The sequence below is a fragment of the Kitasatospora sp. NPDC008050 genome, from assembly GCF_042957465.1.
Lineage (GTDB): Bacteria > Actinomycetota > Actinomycetes > Streptomycetales > Streptomycetaceae > Kitasatospora.
Genome location: NZ_JBIBIJ010000024.1, coordinates 29,774 through 46,040, shown reverse-complemented (window position 1 = coordinate 46,040; position 16,267 = coordinate 29,774). Strand labels below are relative to the sequence as shown.

Annotated in this window: 13 protein-coding genes; 4 read left to right on the top strand and 9 right to left on the bottom strand. The window is 73.7% G+C overall.

The annotated features are described in order from the left end of the window. Positions 1–2: 2 nt before the first annotated feature. Together ACFZB9_RS32840 and ACFZB9_RS32835 are read left to right on the top strand one after the other, a co-directional pair. A complete protein-coding gene (locus tag ACFZB9_RS32840) occupies positions 3–1,172 on the top strand; it encodes a trypsin-like serine peptidase (protein WP_391453317.1) in 1,170 nt (389 codons plus the stop codon). Next, positions 1,172–2,386 (top strand): trypsin-like serine peptidase, encoded by a 1,215-nt coding sequence (locus ACFZB9_RS32835; RefSeq protein WP_391453315.1) that lies wholly within the window; start codon positions 1,172–1,174, stop codon positions 2,384–2,386. The genes ACFZB9_RS32840 and ACFZB9_RS32835 overlap by 1 nt, the downstream gene beginning before the upstream one ends. A 62-nt stretch (positions 2,387–2,448) precedes the next feature. Here ACFZB9_RS32835 and hflX read toward each other — a convergent pair whose 3' ends face one another. The 5 genes from hflX to miaA form a co-directional block, all read right to left on the bottom strand. Beyond that, the gene (gene hflX / locus ACFZB9_RS32830) at positions 2,449–3,966 is read right to left on the bottom strand and encodes a GTPase HflX (RefSeq protein WP_391453313.1); all 1,518 of its coding nucleotides are present in this window, start codon (positions 3,964–3,966) and stop codon (positions 2,449–2,451) included. Between the two features lie 47 nt (positions 3,967–4,013). Then, positions 4,014–6,452 carry a RelA/SpoT family protein gene (locus tag ACFZB9_RS32825; RefSeq protein ID WP_391453312.1) on the bottom strand — a complete coding sequence of 813 codons (2,439 nt, stop codon included), beginning with the start codon at positions 6,450–6,452 and terminating at the stop codon, positions 4,014–4,016. A 169-nt stretch (positions 6,453–6,621) separates the two neighbouring features. Then, on the bottom strand, positions 6,622–7,524 hold the full coding sequence (gene dapF, locus ACFZB9_RS32820; RefSeq protein ID WP_391453311.1) for a diaminopimelate epimerase: 903 nt from the start codon (positions 7,522–7,524) through the stop codon (positions 6,622–6,624). Between the two features lie 113 nt (positions 7,525–7,637). Beyond that, positions 7,638–8,297 carry a hypothetical protein gene (locus tag ACFZB9_RS32815; RefSeq protein ID WP_391453309.1) on the bottom strand — a complete coding sequence of 220 codons (660 nt, stop codon included), beginning with the start codon at positions 8,295–8,297 and terminating at the stop codon, positions 7,638–7,640. Positions 8,298–8,548: 251 nt separating this feature from the next. Further along, positions 8,549–9,484 (bottom strand): tRNA (adenosine(37)-N6)-dimethylallyltransferase MiaA, encoded by a 936-nt coding sequence (gene miaA, locus ACFZB9_RS32810; RefSeq protein ID WP_391453308.1) that lies wholly within the window; start codon positions 9,482–9,484, stop codon positions 8,549–8,551. 169 nt (positions 9,485–9,653) lie between these two features. On the opposite strand from miaA, the gene ACFZB9_RS32805 reads away from it, so the two are divergent. Next, positions 9,654–10,436, top strand: a complete 783-nt coding sequence (locus tag ACFZB9_RS32805; protein ID WP_391453306.1) for an Rv0909 family putative TA system antitoxin — start codon at positions 9,654–9,656, stop codon at positions 10,434–10,436. An 89-nt stretch (positions 10,437–10,525) separates the two neighbouring features. Here the strand turns inward: ACFZB9_RS32805 and ACFZB9_RS32800 are convergent, their stop codons facing one another. Then, the gene (locus tag ACFZB9_RS32800) at positions 10,526–11,224 is read right to left on the bottom strand and encodes a class III extradiol dioxygenase subunit B-like domain-containing protein (protein WP_391453304.1); all 699 of its coding nucleotides are present in this window, start codon (positions 11,222–11,224) and stop codon (positions 10,526–10,528) included. A 48-nt stretch (positions 11,225–11,272) separates the two neighbouring features. Continuing rightward, positions 11,273–12,766 (bottom strand): tRNA (N6-isopentenyl adenosine(37)-C2)-methylthiotransferase MiaB, encoded by a 1,494-nt coding sequence (miaB, locus tag ACFZB9_RS32795; RefSeq protein ID WP_391453303.1) that lies wholly within the window; start codon positions 12,764–12,766, stop codon positions 11,273–11,275. Positions 12,767–12,869: 103 nt separating this feature from the next. Here miaB and ACFZB9_RS32790 point away from each other — a divergent pair, with 103 nt between their 5' ends. After that, positions 12,870–13,859: a TAXI family TRAP transporter solute-binding subunit gene (locus tag ACFZB9_RS32790; RefSeq protein WP_391453402.1), complete on the top strand. Its 990-nt coding sequence runs from the start codon at positions 12,870–12,872 to the stop codon at positions 13,857–13,859. A gap of 8 nt (positions 13,860–13,867) precedes the next feature. Here ACFZB9_RS32790 and ACFZB9_RS32785 read toward each other — a convergent pair whose 3' ends face one another. Continuing rightward, on the bottom strand, positions 13,868–15,301 hold the full coding sequence (locus ACFZB9_RS32785) for a sensor histidine kinase (protein ID WP_391453301.1): 1,434 nt from the start codon (positions 15,299–15,301) through the stop codon (positions 13,868–13,870). A 2-nt stretch (positions 15,302–15,303) separates the two neighbouring features. After that, on the bottom strand, positions 15,304–16,137 hold the full coding sequence (locus tag ACFZB9_RS32780) for a response regulator transcription factor (RefSeq protein ID WP_391453300.1): 834 nt from the start codon (positions 16,135–16,137) through the stop codon (positions 15,304–15,306). Positions 16,138–16,267 lie beyond the last annotated feature (130 nt).

Below are 16,267 nucleotides of genomic sequence, written 5' to 3'. Positions count from 1 at the left end.
CGATGTCACTGATAGAGCGCCACCACCCGAGCGCCGGAACGCGGTTGAGGCGTGGCGGCACCGCCGCGGCAGCCGCCGCGCTGACCCTCTTCGCCGCCACCGCCTGCGGATCGAGCGGCGGTTCACCGAAGGCGGCGCCGAGCGCGCCCGCCCCGGTCACGGCCGCGCCCACCACACCGAGCGCGCTCCCGAGCGGCCTGTTGAGCGGACTGCCCAGCCTGTCCGACCTGAAGAAGTGGAACGCCCACGACTGGGACACCTGGGCCAAGCAGCAGCCTGCGTTCACCCAGGCGGTCAAGGGCTTCTGGGACCTGCAGAAGATGCTCCAGGCCAAGCCCGCCGACCCCGTCGCCCCGCCGCAGCAGCCCACCGACGGCGGCAACGACCCGCTGCCCAGCGCGATCCAGGCCCAGGCGATAGCCCACCCGTACAGCCAGAACCCGGTGGACGGCAAGGTCTTCTTCGATGTGGGCCCCGACAAGCACGCCGTCTGCTCGGCCACCGTCATCTCCGACCCGCAGCACCCGGGCAAGAGCAACCTGATCTGGACCGCCGGACACTGCCTGACCAGCGGCAAGACCGCCCAGCGGTACCAGAACATCGCCTTCGTGCCGGCCTTCAACAGCTCCGGCGAGGTCAGCCACGGCAAACAGCCCACCAGCAAGAGCCAGTTCGCGCCGTTCGGCGTCTGGGACGTCAGCGACGCGGTCACCTCGCCGCAGTGGACGGCCGAGGGCGGCGAGACCGGCAGCGCGGCCAGCCAGTACGACTTCTCCATCATGAAGGTGGTCAACCCGGACGCCAACGGCAAGTCGCTGGAGGAGACGGTCGGCGGTTCGGTGCCGGTCTGGTTCAACGCCCCGCGCGACCAACTGAAGATCACCGCGATCGGCTACCCGTCGGCCCCGCCCTTCGACGGCATGGAGATGGAGCGCTGCAACGGCGGCCAGCCCTCCCGGCTCTCCTTCGACGCCTCCCGCCCGGCGATGGAGGTGATCGGCTGCACCATGACGGCCGGCTCCAGCGGCGGCGGCTGGTTCGCGGTCAAGGACGGCAGGCCCGCGCTGGTCAGCAACACCTCGATCGGCCCGCAGGAGAGCGGCTGGCTGGCCGGCCCCTACCTGGACGACGTGGCGAAGAGCGCGCTGGACTACCTCAGCAAGAAGAACTGATGGCGCGGCGCACCGACTCCCGGGCTCCGCTCGGCGCGGCGCTGGCCGCCGCACTGGCCCTGGTCGCCGGTTGCGGCGGGAGCCCCGAGCACGGGGCCGACCTGCGCAACCTGCGCAGCTGGAGCTCCGCCGACTGGTCGCGGTGGGCCCACCAGCACCTGCTGAAGAACGAGATCGCCGAGGATCTCTGGTCCCCGGCCGCGATGAAGGCGGCCGGCCCGGCGCCCCAGGCGGCCCCGACCCCGCCGGCGCTCCCCAGCCCGCAGCCGTCCGGTCCGCAGTCGTCCGCGCCGTCGCCGTCCGGTTCGCAGACCCCGGGTTCGCAGTCACCGGGGTCGCAGCAGCCGGGTTCGCACCCGCCGGGCTCCGGGTCGCCGGGGTCGCCGTCCGCCGCCACACCGAGCGGCCCGGACGCCCAGAACGACCCACTGCCCGCCCCCGTCCAGGCGCGGGGCGAGCAGCACCCCTACCCGGGGGACCTGGCGGTCTTCGGCAAGCTCTTCGCCAAGAGCCCGCAGGGCACCTACGTCTGCTCCGGCACCGTGGTGAGCGACCCGCAGCACCCGGGCAAGAGCAATCTGGTGTGGACCGCCGGGCACTGCCTGCACGGCGGCAAGGGCGCCGACTGGCTGAAGAACATCGCCTTCGTCCCGGACTACAACAGCTCGGGCGCCGCCAGCGACGGCCGAGCGGCCACCCTGGCGCAGGTCGCGCCGTTCGGCCGCTGGTGGGCGAACTACGCCATGGTCTCGCCGCAGTGGATGGCGGAGGGTGGCGACTCGGGCGGCTCGGTCAACCAGTACGACTCGGGGATCATCCGGGTGACCGACCCGGACCTGCCGGGCAAGTCGCTGGAGGAGATGGTCGGCGGCTCGGTGCCGATCTGGTTCGACGCCCCGCGCGAGCGGCTGGACGCGGTGACCGCCTACGGGTTCCCGGCCGGCAAGCCGTTCGACGGCCAGGAGCTGGACTCCTGCGCCGGCGGCCGCCCGGGCCGGCTCTCCTACGATCCGGCCCGGCCCACCATGCTGACCATCGGCTGCACCATGACCGGCGGTGCCAGCGGCGGCGGCTGGCTGGCGACCGGCCCAGACGGGCGACCCGCCCTGGTCAGCAACACCTCGATCGGGCCCAGCCCGGCCGCCTGGGTGGCCGGGCCGGAGCTGGACGACGAGGCGCAGCAGATGTTCACCACCATGACCGAGCTCAACTGAGACCGTCCGGACAGCACGAAGGGCCCCGGCGAACCGGGGCCCTTCGCTGTCAGTGCCTGTGCTCAGTGCTGGACGGCCACCGCGTAGCGCTCCAGCTCGGCGGCCAGCTCGGCCGCCACCAGGGCGCGCAGCAGCGTGCCCTCGCCGGTGTGCTCGGTCTCCAGCAGCTCGCCCTCGGCGTGCACCCGGGAGACCAGGTCACCCCTGGTGTACGGGACCAGCGCCTGGACCTCGACCGCAGGACGCGGCAGCTCCTGGTCGATCAGCGCCAGCAGCTCCTCGATCCCCGCCCCGGTACGGGCCGAGACCACGATCGCGTGCGGCTCGCGGCGCAGCAGCCGCTGCAGCACGTGCGGGTCGGCGGCGTCGGCCTTGTTGATCACCACCAGCTCCGGCACGCTCTGCGCGTCGACCGAGACGATCACCTCGCGGACCGCCGCCAGCTGGGTCTCCGGCTCGGGGTGCGAGCCGTCCACCACGTGCAGGATCAGGTCGGCGTCGGCGACCTCCTCCATGGTCGAGCGGAAGGCCTCGACCAGGTGGTGCGGCAGGTGCCGGACGAACCCGACGGTGTCGGCCAGCGTGTAGAGCCGGCCGCTCGGGGTCTGGGCCCGGCGCACGGTCGGGTCCAGGGTGGCGAACAGCGAGTTCTCCACCAGGACGCCGGCGCCGGTGAGCCGGTTGAGCAGCGAGGACTTGCCGGCGTTGGTGTAGCCCGCGATCGCCACCGACGGGACCTGGTGGCGCTTGCGCTCCTGGCGCTTGGTGTCCCGGCCCTTCTTCATGTCGGCGATCTCCCGGCGGAGCTTGGCCATCTTCTCGCGGATCCGGCGCCGGTCGGTCTCGATCTTGGTCTCACCGGGACCACGGGTGGCCATACCGCCGCCGGACGAGCCGGCGCCGCCACCACCCATCTGCCGGGACAGCGACTGACCCCACCCGCGCAGGCGCGGCAGCATGTACTGCATCTGCGCCAGCGAGACCTGGGCCTTACCCTCCCGGGACTTGGCGTGCTGGGCGAAGATATCGAGGATCAGCGCGGTCCGGTCGACCACCTTGACCTTCACCACGTCCTCGAGGTGGATCAGCTGTCCGGGGGTCAGCTCACCGTCGCAGACCACGGTGTCGGCGCCGGTGGCGGCGACGATGTCGCGCAGCTCCTTGGCCTTGCCGGACCCGATGTAGGTGGCGGCGTCGGGCTTGTCGCGGCGCTGGATCACCCCGTCGAGCACCTCGGAGCCGGCGGTCTCGGCCAGGGCGGCGAGCTCGGCGAGCGAGTTCTCGGCCTCCTCGACGGTGCCGTCGGTCCAGACGCCCACGAGCACCACACGCTCCAGACGCAGCTGGCGGTACTCGACCTCGGTGACGTCCTCGAGCTCGGTGGAGAGTCCGGCCACGCGGCGCAGCGCGGCGCGCTCGCTGCGGTCGTACTGGTCACCGTCGTAGTTGTGCTGGCCGAGGTCCTCGTCGATGGCCGCGAGGTCCTCGTCCATCAGGGCTTCGGCCCGGAGGTCAGCGGGACGCCGGGCACCGCGGCCAGGGGTCGCACTGGAATCGCGGTCTTCGAACGTGGAGGTCATCGTGTCCTTAATGTTTCGACGGGGCCGAACTTCTCCGGCAAGCGGGACTACTCGGGGAGCCCCTCCACAGCCCGTAACGCGGCGGAGCGGTCCCGAATTCCCTTCGATGGTCGCACGGGCGCGGGGGCCGGGTCACCAGCATTTCCGGTGGACCGGCCGTGCGGACGCAGCCGGGGCGGGCGCGGGGCCTCCAGGCCCGGGCGGCGGACGTCGTAGACCCCGGAGACCCGAAGCATCGCGCGCATCACCACCGGCAGCGTCGCGGCACCCGGCAGCTCCACGGTGTAGGTGTGCCGGACCCGCAGCTGCTGGGGCGGTTCGACCACGGCCGAGACGATGTCCAGGCCGGTGGCCGACATCGCCGCCGTGAGGTCGGCCAGCAGTCCGGGGCGGTTCAGCGCCTCGGCCTGCAGGGTGACCCGGAACGGTGCCGTCGGGCCGCCCGCCGGCACCGCGCCGGCCCCGGGTGCCCAGTCCAGCTGCACCGGCCCGCGCCCGGCGCCACGCATCCGCTCGCCGGTGGGGCAGTCGGTGCGGTGCACGGCGATCGAACCGCCGCGGATCTGGAACCCCGTCACCCGGTCCGGTGGCACCGGCGTGCAGCAGCGGGCCAGCCGCACCGCCGCCCCTGGATGGCCGGGGGCGATCACCAGCCGGCCGTGCCCGCTGTGCGCCCTGGCGGAGGGCAGCCGCTCGGCCGGGGCGTGCACCGCGGGCGCGGCGGCCTGGGCCGCGCCGGCCGTGACCTCGGGCAGCGCCGCCGCTGGATGGCCGGCCAGCCAGCGCTCGATGGCGAGCCGGGCCACCGGCGTGTGCGCGAACTCCAGCCACTGCGGGCTGGGCCCGGAGGGCTCCGGCGCTCCGGGGCCACCGCCCGGCTCGGTCAGCACCCCCAGCACGTCCCCGTCCACCAGCAGGGTGGCCAGCGCCACCAGCCGCCCGTTCACCCGGGCGCCGATGCACCGGTGGCCGATCTCCTCCCCCATTTGATAGGCCGCGTCCACGCAGCTGGCACCGGCCGGCAGCACCAGGGTGGCGCCCTCCTCGGTGACGGCGGTGATCTCCCGGTCGTCGGAGAGGTCGGCGGTCAGCGTGGACCAGAAGGCGTCCGGGTCCGGTGTCTCCTGCTGCCACTCCAGCAGCCGGCGCAGCCAGCCGGGCCGGGCCGGGTCGGTGCCGTCCAGCTCGTCCCGGCCGGCCTGCTCGCCGGCCGGCTGCTGGGTCCCCCCGGCGTGCGGGCTGCCCAGCGCGACCACACCGAACTCGGCGACCTGGTGCATCCGGGGTGTGCGGACCAGTACCTCGACCACCTCGCCGTCCACCGACACCGCGGTGTGCAGCGACTGGTAGAGGTTGAACTTGGGGGCGGCCACGAAGTCCTTGAACTCACCGGGCAGCGGGGTCCAGCAGGTGTGCAGCTCACCGAGGACGGCGTAGCAGTCGGCCTGCTCCTCCACCACCACCAGCAGTCGGGCCAGGTCCGCCGGGCAGGGGCGGTCGGCCGGGGGCTGGCCGCGGCGCAGCAGCGCCCGGTGCACCGAGACGCAGTGCCGGGGCCGGGCGGTGACCTCCGCCGTCACCCCGGACTCGGCCAGCTGTCGGCGCAGCGCGTCGGCGAACGGGGTGAGCAGCGCGTCCTGCGCGGCCTCCTGGGCGGCGATCTGCACCCTGGTCCTGGCGTACTCCTCGGGGTGCAGGGTGGCGAAGACGATGTCCTCCAGCTCCGTCTTGACCACCTGGATGCCCAGCCGCTCGGCCAGCGGGATCAGCACGTCCCTGGTGACCTTGGCGATCCGCGCCTGACTGGCCGGCTTCATGTGACGGATCGTCCGCATGTTGTGCAGCCGGTCGGCCAGCTTGATCACCATCACCCGCACGTCGTCCCCGGTGGCGACGAGCATCTTGCGGAACGTTTCCGCCTCTGCCGCCGCGCCGAAGTCCACCTTCTCCAGCTTGGTCACCCCGTCCACCAGATAGGCGACCTCGGGGCCGAACGCGGCCGAGACCTGATCGAGCGTCACCTCGGTGTCCTCGACGGTGTCGTGCAGCAGCGAGGCGACCAGGGTGGTGGTCTCGGCGCCGAGTTGGGCCAGGATCATCGTCACGGCCAGCGGGTGGGTGATGAACGGCTCGCCGCTCTTGCGCTTCTGGCCGCGGTGGCTGGCCTCGGCCGTCCGGTAGGCGCGGCTGAGCAGCGCGAGGTCGGCCTGCGGATGGTGGCGGCGGTGCGCCTGGACGATCGGCTCGATGGCGTCCGGCACCGGGGGGCGGCCGGTGGCCAGCAGCGCGGCCCGGCCGGCGCGGCCCAGGGCGGTCCGGCCGAGCAGCCGAAGGCCCTGGGGCGACGACTCGACCGCCTCGGCGGGCGGCGGCTCGGGCGCCCGGGGTTCGGGCCGGGACTCCGACTGGGGTTGGGGCTGGGACTGGGGTGACTGCGACTCTGCGGACGAGGCCGGGCTGGTGGGCCGGCCGGTCTCAACGGTCATGGCAACCTCCGGCAGCGAGCACCGGAGCGCTCGCTGCCCCGGTGGTCCATGCTACCGAGCACAACACGTTCCGCGAGGCCCTGCTTCCGCTCTGTTAGCGGGATCACTCGAACGGGCGGATTCGCGCCCATGCGGAACGGGGAAAGCGGGCAGTCCCGCTAACGAGGCCTCAGCTGACCCGGCCCCAGAGCCAGCCCGGCTCGGTCACGCCTTCGGCCACCAGCACGGCGGGCCCGGTCATCTGGACGTGTCCGTCCGGCCGCTCGGTGATCACCAGCCGCCCGCCGGGAACGTCCACGGTGTAGCTGACCGCTTCCCCGGTGACCGCGGGGTCGAGCCCGTCCCGGCGGGCCGTGGCCACCGCCACCGCGCAGGCGCCGGTGCCGCAGGAGCGGGTCTCGCCCGAGCCGCGCTCGTGCACCCGCATCGCGACATGGCGCTCGCCCCGGTCGATCACGAACTCGACGTTGACGCCCTCCGGGTAGACCCCCGCAGGGCTGACCTCCGGCGCGCCGTACAGGTTGCCGGCCTGCGCGAGGTCGGCGACGAAGGCCACCGCGTGCGGATTGCCCATGTTGACGTTGCGGGCCGGCCAGCGCCGCTCCCCCACCGCCACCTCGATGTCGTCCGGACCGGGCAGCAGCGCGCGGCCCATCTCCACGGTGACCTCACCGGGCGTGCCGTCCGGGCCGTCCTCGGCGACCACCACCTGCCGCACCCCGGCCCGGGTGGCCACCGCGAGCGGTCCGGGCTCGGCCAGCCCGGCGTGCACCAGGTAGCGGGCGAAGACCCGCACGCCGTTGCCGCACATCTCGGCGATGCTGCCGTCGGAGTTGCGGTAGTCCATGAACCACTCGGCCTGATCGGCCAGCGCGGCCGCGGCCTCGTCCCTGGCCGAGCGGACCACGCGCAGCAGGCCGTCGCCGCCGATGCCGGCCCGGCGGTCGCAGAGCCGGGCCACCTCGGCCGGGCCCAGCCGCAGCAGGCCGTCGGGGTCGGGGACGATCACGAAGTCGTTCTCGGTGCCGTGACCCTTGAGGTAGGGCAGGCCCTGCGGGGTGGATGCGCTCACCCCGCGATGGTACTCACCAGGGGCGTCGCGAAGTCGGCCCGGTCCACGGCATCAGGGCCGCGGGACGAGGAGCGCGGGACGAGGCGCGCAGGACGAGGAGCGTGGCGCCGCGCTCAGGAACGGAGCTGGACGACCCGCCAGACCGCGAGCCCGAAGGCGGTGCAGGCGATCAGCGTGTAGACGGCGATGGCCTGCCAGGCCGCACGCCGCCCCGAGCCGCGCCGGGGCAGACCGGGCCAGGCGTAGCCCGCCCGGCGGGCCGCCATCCCGCCCCAGCCCACCGAAGCGGAGGTGAGCAGCAGACCGAGCATGCCGACCATGGCGCCGCCGTCACCCGAGCCGAAGGCCAGCGGGAAGGCGAACATCAGCGAACCGGCCACGCCGATCAGCACGATCGGCAGCAGCTGCCACCAGCGCAGCCGCCGGCGCGGTCTGATCTCGCGCTCCAGCACCACCGGGTCGCCCGGCGGGCCGAGCGGGGCGTCCGGGTCGGCGTCGATCGACGCGTCACCGAGCAGTGCGTCGCCGAGCAGCGGGTCGCCGAGCAGCGGACCGGCCTCGACCGGCAGCGGACGCCCGGGCAGCAGGCCGACGGGCGGCAGGAGCTCAGCGGGGGGCAGCAGGTCGGTGGGCGGCAGGGCGAAGGCCTCCTCGGCCAGGTCGGTGGTGATGCCGTGGCCGGCCTCCGGTGCGTCGAGGCCGTGCGCCACCCCTGGCATGCCCAGGGCATGGTGCGGGAACTGTTCGGTTTCGGGGCCGGGACCCGTGGACACGCGGCCTCCCCTGACAGTTCGACACGAGCCGGAACTCGCGAACGGACGGGACCAGCCCGCGCGACCGGCCCCTCTTGTCTCGATAATGGCATGTCCCAACGCGCTCACAGCGCGTAACCCGGGTCACCGGGTGATCCGTGGCCATGACGTGATCCGGCCGTGATCCCGGCTTCTTTCTGCACTTGCACGTGCGAGCGCAGCTGCACCGGCGGATGGCCGGATCCGGTGCTCCGCCCGGCCGGAACCCACCGTCAGAAGGACTCGTCGATCAGCTTCAGCGAGTGTTCCAGCAGGTCGGCCGGGTCCGCCCCGGCGGGCCGGGAGAGCCAGTGGATCCGCTCGTCCCGGCGGAACCAGGACTCCTGACGGCGCGCGAACCGCTTGGTGGCGCGCACCGTCTCGGCCCGCGCTTCCTCTTCCGTGCACTCACCGGAGAAGTGCGCCAGCACCTGTTGGTAACCGAGGGCCCGACTGGCCGTCAGCCCCTCGCGCAACCCCCGCTCCTCCAGCGCTCGCACCTCGTCCAGCAGACCGGCCTGCCACATCCGGTCCACCCGCAGGGTGATCCGCTCGTCGAGCTCCGGGCGCGGGACGGCCACGCCGAGCTGGACCGCCGGGTAGACCGCGCGGTTGCTCGGCAGGTTGGCGGTGAACGGGCGTCCGGTCAGCTCGATGACCTCCAGCGCCCGCACGATCCGCCGGCCGTTGCCGGCCAGGATCGCGGCCGCGGCGGCCGGGTCGAGCAGGGCCAGCCGGGCGTGCAGCTCGGCGGGTCCGTGCTCGGCCAGTTCCGCCTCCAGCCGGGCCCGCACCGCCGGATCGGTCCCCGGGAACTCCATCTCGTCGATGGCCGCGCGCACGTACAGGCCCGAGCCGCCGACCAGCACCGGCGGGCGCCCCGCGGCCAGCAGCCGGTCGATCTCGGCCCTGGCCAGCCGCTGGTACTCGGCCACGCTGGCGGTCTCGGTGACCTCCCAGACGTCCAGCAGGTGGTGTGGGACGCCCTCGCGCTCGGCGGTGGTGAGCTTGGCGGTGCCGATGTCCATGCCCCGGTAGAGCTGCATCGAGTCGGTGTTGATCACCTCGCCGCCCAGCGCGCGGGCCAGCGCGACGGCCAGATCGGACTTGCCGGCCGCGGTGGCACCGACCACGGAGACCACCGGGATGCGGGGAAGAGAGCTGCTCACAGGGTCAAGTCTCGCAAACCGTCAAGCCCCACCCGGGGCGACCCCTCATCCGAACGGGGGACGTGACCGGCCACCGGCCCGCTCGTTCCCCGGATGGGCGGCACTCTGCACCGGCTCGCCGCAGAACCGGCCCCGGGTCCGCCGCAGACCGCGTAGGTTGGGAGAAGATATGGGTGTTTTCAGCTGGTTCCGTCGTCGTGCCACCGAGGCGCCGCCGAGCGGGGCGGCGGACGGCGGTTCGGTCGCCGTGCTCGCGGCGCCGGAACGGTCGACGCCGGAGTCGACCGAGGGCGTGGAGCAGGAGTCGCCGCCCGGTGTCCCGGCCGCGCGCACGGCTCCGGAGGACGAGACCGACCCGATCGGGTCCGGCCTCGCCGAGTCCGTCATGGCCGCGGCCCTCGCCGTGGTCACCTCCGGCTCGGCCGAATCGGGCAGCGCCGACTCGGGCACGGCCGAGCCCGGCGAAACCGCGCCGGCGCAGGTGCAGGCCGCGCCGGCACTCGCGCCGGACGTGGCCGAGCTGCTGGCCGCGGCCCTGGCGGCGGCCGCGCAGGGCGTGGAGCCGGCCGAGGACGCCCAACCGCAGAGCCGACCCGAGCGGCCTGACACAGGAGACGAAGCCATGGGCCTGATGGACAACCTCAAGGGCAAGGCCGAGGAGCTCGCGGGGGAGCTCAAGGAGAAGGCGAGCCACCTGGCGGGCCAGCACAACGAGAAGATCGACGAGTTCGTCGACAAGGCCGGTGACGCGCTCGACAAGGCCACCAAGGGCAAGTACAGCGAGAAGATCGCCACCGGTACCGAGAAGACCAAGGGGGCGGTGGACGGCTTCGCCGAGAAGCCGGACGCCCCGCAGCCGGGCGACTCGGCCGACGGCAGCGCGGGCGGCGGGGCCGGCAGCCCGGACGGCAGCGGTCCGGACACCCCCGGCAGCGGCGGCCCACAGGCCTGAGCGAGCGGGGCCCGGGCGAACACACCGGGACGACGAGCGGGGCCGGACGGATTCCTCCGTCCGGCCCCGCTCCGCATGCCCGCCGTCCGCTAACTCCAGGACGCCACGAAGTACCCGACCCCGTACGGCGCCTCGTCGTAGCGCAGTCGCCCGCTGAGCCCGGCCTGCCGACCGGCGCCGGCCAGCACCTGCCACGGCGCCCGGCCGGCCACCAGCAGTTCGGCGCTCAGCTGCGGGTCGAGCCCGGCCAGCGCCGCCGTGTCCGCCGCGCCCAGGGCGCGGGCCACCTGCGCGTCGTACGCCTCGGCCCGGTCGTCCAGGTAGCCGGGTGCCTTCAGCGAGCGGCAGGCGCTGCCATCGCCGAGGACCAGCAGGCCGACCCGGTCGGCGAGGCCGGCGAGCCCCTCGCCCAGCCCCAGCATCCGCTCCGCCGGCGCGTCGGCCGGCACGGCACAGGCGTGCGTCGGCAGCTCCGCGCCGGCCCGCGTCAGCAGCCAGGCGCCGACGGTCAGCGCCGGGCTCAGCTCCGGGTCGCTCGCCCGGCCGGTGGGCAGCCGCACGCCGACCGGCACGCCGTAGCGCTGGAAGGTCCCGGCACCGCCCTCGGTCCACACCTCGGCCCGCGCACCCTCGCCGACCAGCACCAGCAGTTCGGGCCCGGTGGCCAGCAGCTCCTCGACCGCCTCGGCGCAGGCCGCTCGCAGCCCGTCGAGTTCGGCGGCGGCCCCGGCGGCGACCTCGGGCACCAGCAGGGGCGGGCAGGGGCAGACGGCGGCGGCAACCAGCATGGCGATCACCCTACCCGGGCCGGCGGCCCGGGCAGGGCTGAGCGGACGTCAGTCGGTGGGGCAGCAGCCGCCGACCGGCTCGGCGGCCACCGGGGCCGGGGCACCGATGGTGGGCAGCCCGAGCATCACCCCGGCCGGCTTGGCGGCGGGTGCGGCGGTGCGCTTCTCCCAGGCGTCGCCCGCGCGGGTGCGCCGCACGCCGAGCGCCGGGCCCTCGGCGAGCAGGTGGTGCGGGGCGGCGTAGGTGATCTCGACGGTCACCACGTCACCCGGGCGCACCGGCTCGGTGGGCCGGGTGAAGTGCACCAGCCGGTTGTCCGGCGCCCGGCCGGAGAGCCGGTCGGTCTTGTCGTCCTTCTTGCCCTCGCCCTCGGCGACCAGGATCTCCAGGGTGCGGCCGACCTGCTTCTTGTTCTCCTCCCAGGAGATCTCCTCCTGGAGGGCGATCAGCCGCTCGTAGCGCTGCTGCACCACGGCCTTCGGCACCTGGTCCGCCATCTCGGCGGCCGGGGTGCCGGGCCGCTTGGAGTACTGGAAGGTGAAGGCGTTGGTGAACCGGGCCTCGCGGACCACGTGCATGGTCTGCTCGAAGTCCTCCTCGGTCTCGCCGGGGAAGCCCACGATGATGTCGGTGGAGATGGCGGCGTCCGGCATCGCCTCGCGCACCTTCTCGATGATCCCCAGGAACCGCTCCTGGCGGTAGGAACGCTTCATCGCCCGCAGCACGGTGTCCGAACCGGACTGCAGCGGCATGTGCAGCTGGTGCATCACGTTGGGGGTCTGGGCCATCGCGGCGATCACGTCGTCGGTGAAGTCGCGCGGGTGCGGAGAGGTGAAGCGCACCCGCTCCAGGCCCTCGACCTGGCCGCAGGCGCGCAGCAGCTTGGAGAAGGCCTCGCGGTCGCCCAGGTCGGACCCGTAGGCGTTGACGTTCTGGCCGAGCAGGGTCACCTCGATGACGCCCTCGCCGACCAGCGCCTCGACCTCGGCGAGCACGTCGCCGGGGCGGCGGTCCTCCTCCTTGCCGCGCAGCGCCGGAACGATGCAGAAGGTGCAGGTGTTGTTGCAGCCGACCGAGATCGCCACCCAGGCCGCGTAGGCCGACTCGCGCCGGGTGGGCAGCGTGGAGGGGAAGGTCTCCAGCGACTCCAGGATCTCCACCTGGGCGGTGCGCTCCACCCGGGCCCGCTCCAACAGGGCCGGCAGGTGGCCGATGTTGTGGGTACCGAAGACCACGTCGACCCACGGCGCCTTGCGCACGATGGTCTCGCGGTCCTTCTGCGCCAGGCAGCCGCCGACGGCGATCTGCATGTCCCGCTGCCGGGTCTTGGCCGGCGCCAGCTGACCGAGGTTGCCGTACAGCTTGTTGTCGGCGTTCTCGCGCACCGCGCAGGTGTTGAAGACCACCAGGTCGGGGTCCCCGCCCTGGTCGGCCTTCACGTATCCGGCGTCCTCCAGCAGCCCGGCCAGCCGCTCCGAGTCGTGGACGTTCATCTGACAGCCGTGCGTGACGACCTTGTAAGTTCGCAAGCTCTCTCCCATACCCACAGCAGCAAGGGTAAGGGCAGCCGGGCGGCAGCCGGGCGGAGCTGTCCTGACCGCCCCCTCCCGATCATCAGCATCACCTGGCAGGATCCCCCGCATGATGTCGACCACCGATCGCCTGCGCGCGGCCCCGCGGCCACGGTTGTGGCCGATGCTGGCCGCGCTGTTGCTCGTGGTGGGCTCGGTCGGTGGCTGGTGGCTGAGCAGCCGCGGCCCCTCCGGCTACCCCAAGGGCGTCAGCGGCTTCGCGACCGGCGTCAAGGAGGGCGTCTACGACCGGTACGGACAGCTGCTGCAGTCCTATCTGCATACCGCGATGCCCGGCGTCGAGCTGCGCCTGGACAGCAGCGAGGGGTCGGTGGACAACCTGGAGCGGGTCGCCTCCGGCCAGGACTCCTTCGCGATCGCCACCGCCGACGCCGTGGCCGACTACACCGGCCCCGGCAAGACCGGGCTGCGGGCCATCGCCCGGCTCTACGACGACTACATGCAGCTGGTGGTGCCCGCCGACTCCTCGATCCAGCAGGTCGGCGACCTCCGGGGGAAGCGGGTCGGGATCGGCGAGCCCAAGTCCGGGGTGACCCTGGTGACCCGCCAGCTGCTCAACGTGGCCGGGATCAACCCCGACACCGGGATAACGCCCTACACCCTCGGGGTCAGCGACGCGGCCGCGCAGCTGGCCGACGGAAAACTGGACGCCTTCTTCTGGTCCGGCGGACTGCCCACCGCCGCGCTGACCGACCTGGCCACCAAGTTCCCGGTCCGGATCGTGCCGCTGGGCAGCCTGACCGACAAGCTGCACCAGGAGAACGGCGACACCGACGCCTACCGGACCGCCGTGCTGCCGGCCGGCGTCTACCCCAACACCCAGGCGGTGCTCACCATGGCGGTGCCGAACCTGCTGATCACCCGGGCCGACGTGAACTCCAGCCTGGTCGAGGGGCTCACCCGGGCCGTGATCGACAGCCGGGACCCGATCGGCACCCAGGTGCACTCGGCGCAGCTAGTGGACCTGCGCACCGCCGTCTACACCGACCCGCTGCCGCTCTCCGACGGCGCCGAGCGCTACTACCGCTCCATCAAGCCGTAGCCGGCCGGTCAGTCGCCGCGCTGGCGCGGCACGCTCAGCGTCACGGCCAGGCCCCCCGGCTCGGCCGGCGCGAAGTCCAGCGAACCGCCGCCGGCCAGCAGCAGGGTGCGGGCGATCGACAGGCCCAGGCCCGAACCGTCCGCGTTCTGGTGCCGGGCGCTGCGCCAGAACCGGTCGCCGACCCGGGCCAGCTCCTCCTCGGTGAGCCCCGGGCCGCTGTCCGTCACCGTCACCGCCACCTCGTGCTTGCCCACCCGCACCGTGACCGCCACCGTGCTGTCCGACGGACTGAACTTGACCGCGTTGTCGAGCACCGCGTCCAGCGCGCTGCCGAAGCCGATCGGATCCGCCCAGGCCTTGGCCAGCGGCGGAGTGCCGCAGGCCAGCAGGACCCCGCGCTGGGCCGCCAGCGGCTGCCAGGCGTCCGTCCTGGCCAGCACCAGCGCGGTCAGGTCCACCGGCTCCGGCTGCGGCCGGCTGCCCTCAGCGGTGGCCAGGCCCAGCAGATCGTCCAGCACCCGGGCCAGCCGGGCGCCCTCCTCGCGGACCTGCCCCAGCTCGGCCTCGTGCTGCTCGGGCAGCTCCAGGCCCAGCAGCTCGACCCGCAGCAGCAGCGCGGCCAGCGGGTTGCGCAGCTGGTGGGAGGCGTCGGCGACGAACGCCCGCTGCTGGTCCAGCGCGAGCACCACGTGGTCGGCCATGTCGTTGAACGAGCCGACCAGCCGCCGCAGTTCCGGTGGACCGCTGACGGAGGCGACCCGGGCGTTCATCCGCCCGGTGGCGATGTCATGGGTGACCCGGTCCAGGGTGCGCACCGGGCGCAGCACCCACCCGGTCAACCGGACCGCGAGCAGCGAGGCGGCGATCATCGCGACCGCCTCGCCACCGCCCAGCACCAGCCAGCGGTGCAGGATCCGGGCCCGCAGCGGCCCGGTCGGCGACTGGGTGACCACCAGCGCCACCACGTCGCCGTCGCGCACCACCGGCGAGGCGATGGTCAGGGTGCGATCCGGGGTCCAGGGCCAGACCTGCGGCGGATTGTGGCTGCGCCGGCCGTCCCGGGCCTCCTGGACGGCCTCGCCGCCCGATCCGGTGGTCGGCAGGCGCCAGTCGGAGGGTGCCACGGCGAGCTGACGGCCGTCGGCCAGGGTCAGCGCGATGCTTATCCCGTAGAGCTCCTGGTAGCGGCCCACCTCCAGCTGCAGCTGGTGCAGCTGGATCGCGTCCATGGCGGTCGGCACGGCGGGGTCGGAGCCGACCGCGCCGCGCGAGGGCAGCCCCTGGGTCGGCAGTTCCTGCGCGAAGCGGGCCACGTCGTCCATCCGGTCCACCACGGTCCGGCTCTGCTCGGCGGCGGCCATCGCGGCGGCCAGCGGGACACCCAGCGCCGCCAGCACGCAGGCCATCAGGGCCAGCAGGATGCCGAGCAGGCGGTTGCGCATGCCTAGGACGTCCCCGCCGCCGCGCCGCCCTCACCACGCGCGGCCGGCTCCCCACCACCGGACCCCGCCCCGGGTCTGCGGGCGGTCCCGGTCGCCGGCCCCGCGGCGCCGCCCTGCGCCGGGTCCGGCGACTGGGGGATCAGCCGGTAGCCGACCCCGCGCACCGCCTCGACCAGGCCGGGCAGCGCGAGCTTGGTGCGCAACGAGCCGATGTGCACCTCCAGGGTCCGCCCGTTGCCCTCCCAGCCGCTGCGCCACACCTCGCTGAAGATCTGCTCGCGCCGGTAGACCACCCCGGGGCTCTGGGCGAGCAGCGCCAGCAGATCGAACTCCTTGCGGGTGAGCGGTACCTCCCGGCCCTCCACGCTGACCCGGCGGCGCTCGCGGTCGATGCTGATCCCCCAGGACTCCAACGAGCCCGGACCGGCGGGCGCCGCCGGACCGTCCGACGCGGGCGTACCGGCGCCGGGCTGGAAACGCCGGGCCACCGCGTGGATCCGGGCCAGCAGCTCGCCCATGTCATAGGGCTTGGTGATGTAGTCGTCGGCCCCGAGGTTGAGACCGTGGATCCGCGAGCGGATGTCCGCCCGCGCGGTCACCATGATCACCGGCACGCCGCTGCCGGCCCTGATCCGGCTGCACACCTCGAACCCGTCGCGGTCGGGCAGCCCGAGGTCGAGCAGCACCACCCGGTAGGGGTCGCTGCCGTCCGGCACCAGGGCGTCGAGCGCCTCGTGCCCGCTGCGCGCGTGCCGCACCTGGAAGCCGTGCCGGCTGAGGACGGCGACCAGCGCCGCCGCGACCCGGTCGTCGTCTTCGACAAGTAGCAGCCGCATGCCCACACCTTTCCCGCTCTGGTTTTCCCGCTCCGGCTTCCCCGCTCGGGGGAGTCCCCGCTCAGGGGTCCCCGCTCCGCGGGGGTTCCGCCCTGCAAGCACCGGCCGGCAGCCCTGGTGTGCCGGCGAA

Bases quoted from the DNA above. Each gene is read 5' to 3' on its own strand.
- ACFZB9_RS32840 (WP_391453317.1), top strand. From the start codon at position 3: ATGTCACTGATAGAGCGCCACCACCCGAGCGCCGGAACGCGGTTGAGG.
- ACFZB9_RS32835 (WP_391453315.1), top strand. From the start codon at position 1,172: ATGGCGCGGCGCACCGACTCCCGGGCTCCGCTCGGCGCGGCGCTGGCC.
- hflX (WP_391453313.1), bottom strand. From the start codon at position 3,966: ATGACCTCCACGTTCGAAGACCGCGATTCCAGTGCGACCCCTGGCCGC.
- ACFZB9_RS32825 (WP_391453312.1), bottom strand. From the start codon at position 6,452: ATGACCGTTGAGACCGGCCGGCCCACCAGCCCGGCCTCGTCCGCAGAG.
- ACFZB9_RS32805 (WP_391453306.1), top strand. From the start codon at position 9,654: ATGGGTGTTTTCAGCTGGTTCCGTCGTCGTGCCACCGAGGCGCCGCCG.
- ACFZB9_RS32800 (WP_391453304.1), bottom strand. From the start codon at position 11,224: ATGCTGGTTGCCGCCGCCGTCTGCCCCTGCCCGCCCCTGCTGGTGCCC.
- miaB (WP_391453303.1), bottom strand. From the start codon at position 12,766: ATGGGAGAGAGCTTGCGAACTTACAAGGTCGTCACGCACGGCTGTCAG.
- ACFZB9_RS32790 (WP_391453402.1), top strand. From the start codon at position 12,870: ATGTCGACCACCGATCGCCTGCGCGCGGCCCCGCGGCCACGGTTGTGG.
- ACFZB9_RS32785 (WP_391453301.1), bottom strand. From the start codon at position 15,301: ATGCGCAACCGCCTGCTCGGCATCCTGCTGGCCCTGATGGCCTGCGTG.
- ACFZB9_RS32780 (WP_391453300.1), bottom strand. From the start codon at position 16,137: ATGCGGCTGCTACTTGTCGAAGACGACGACCGGGTCGCGGCGGCGCTG.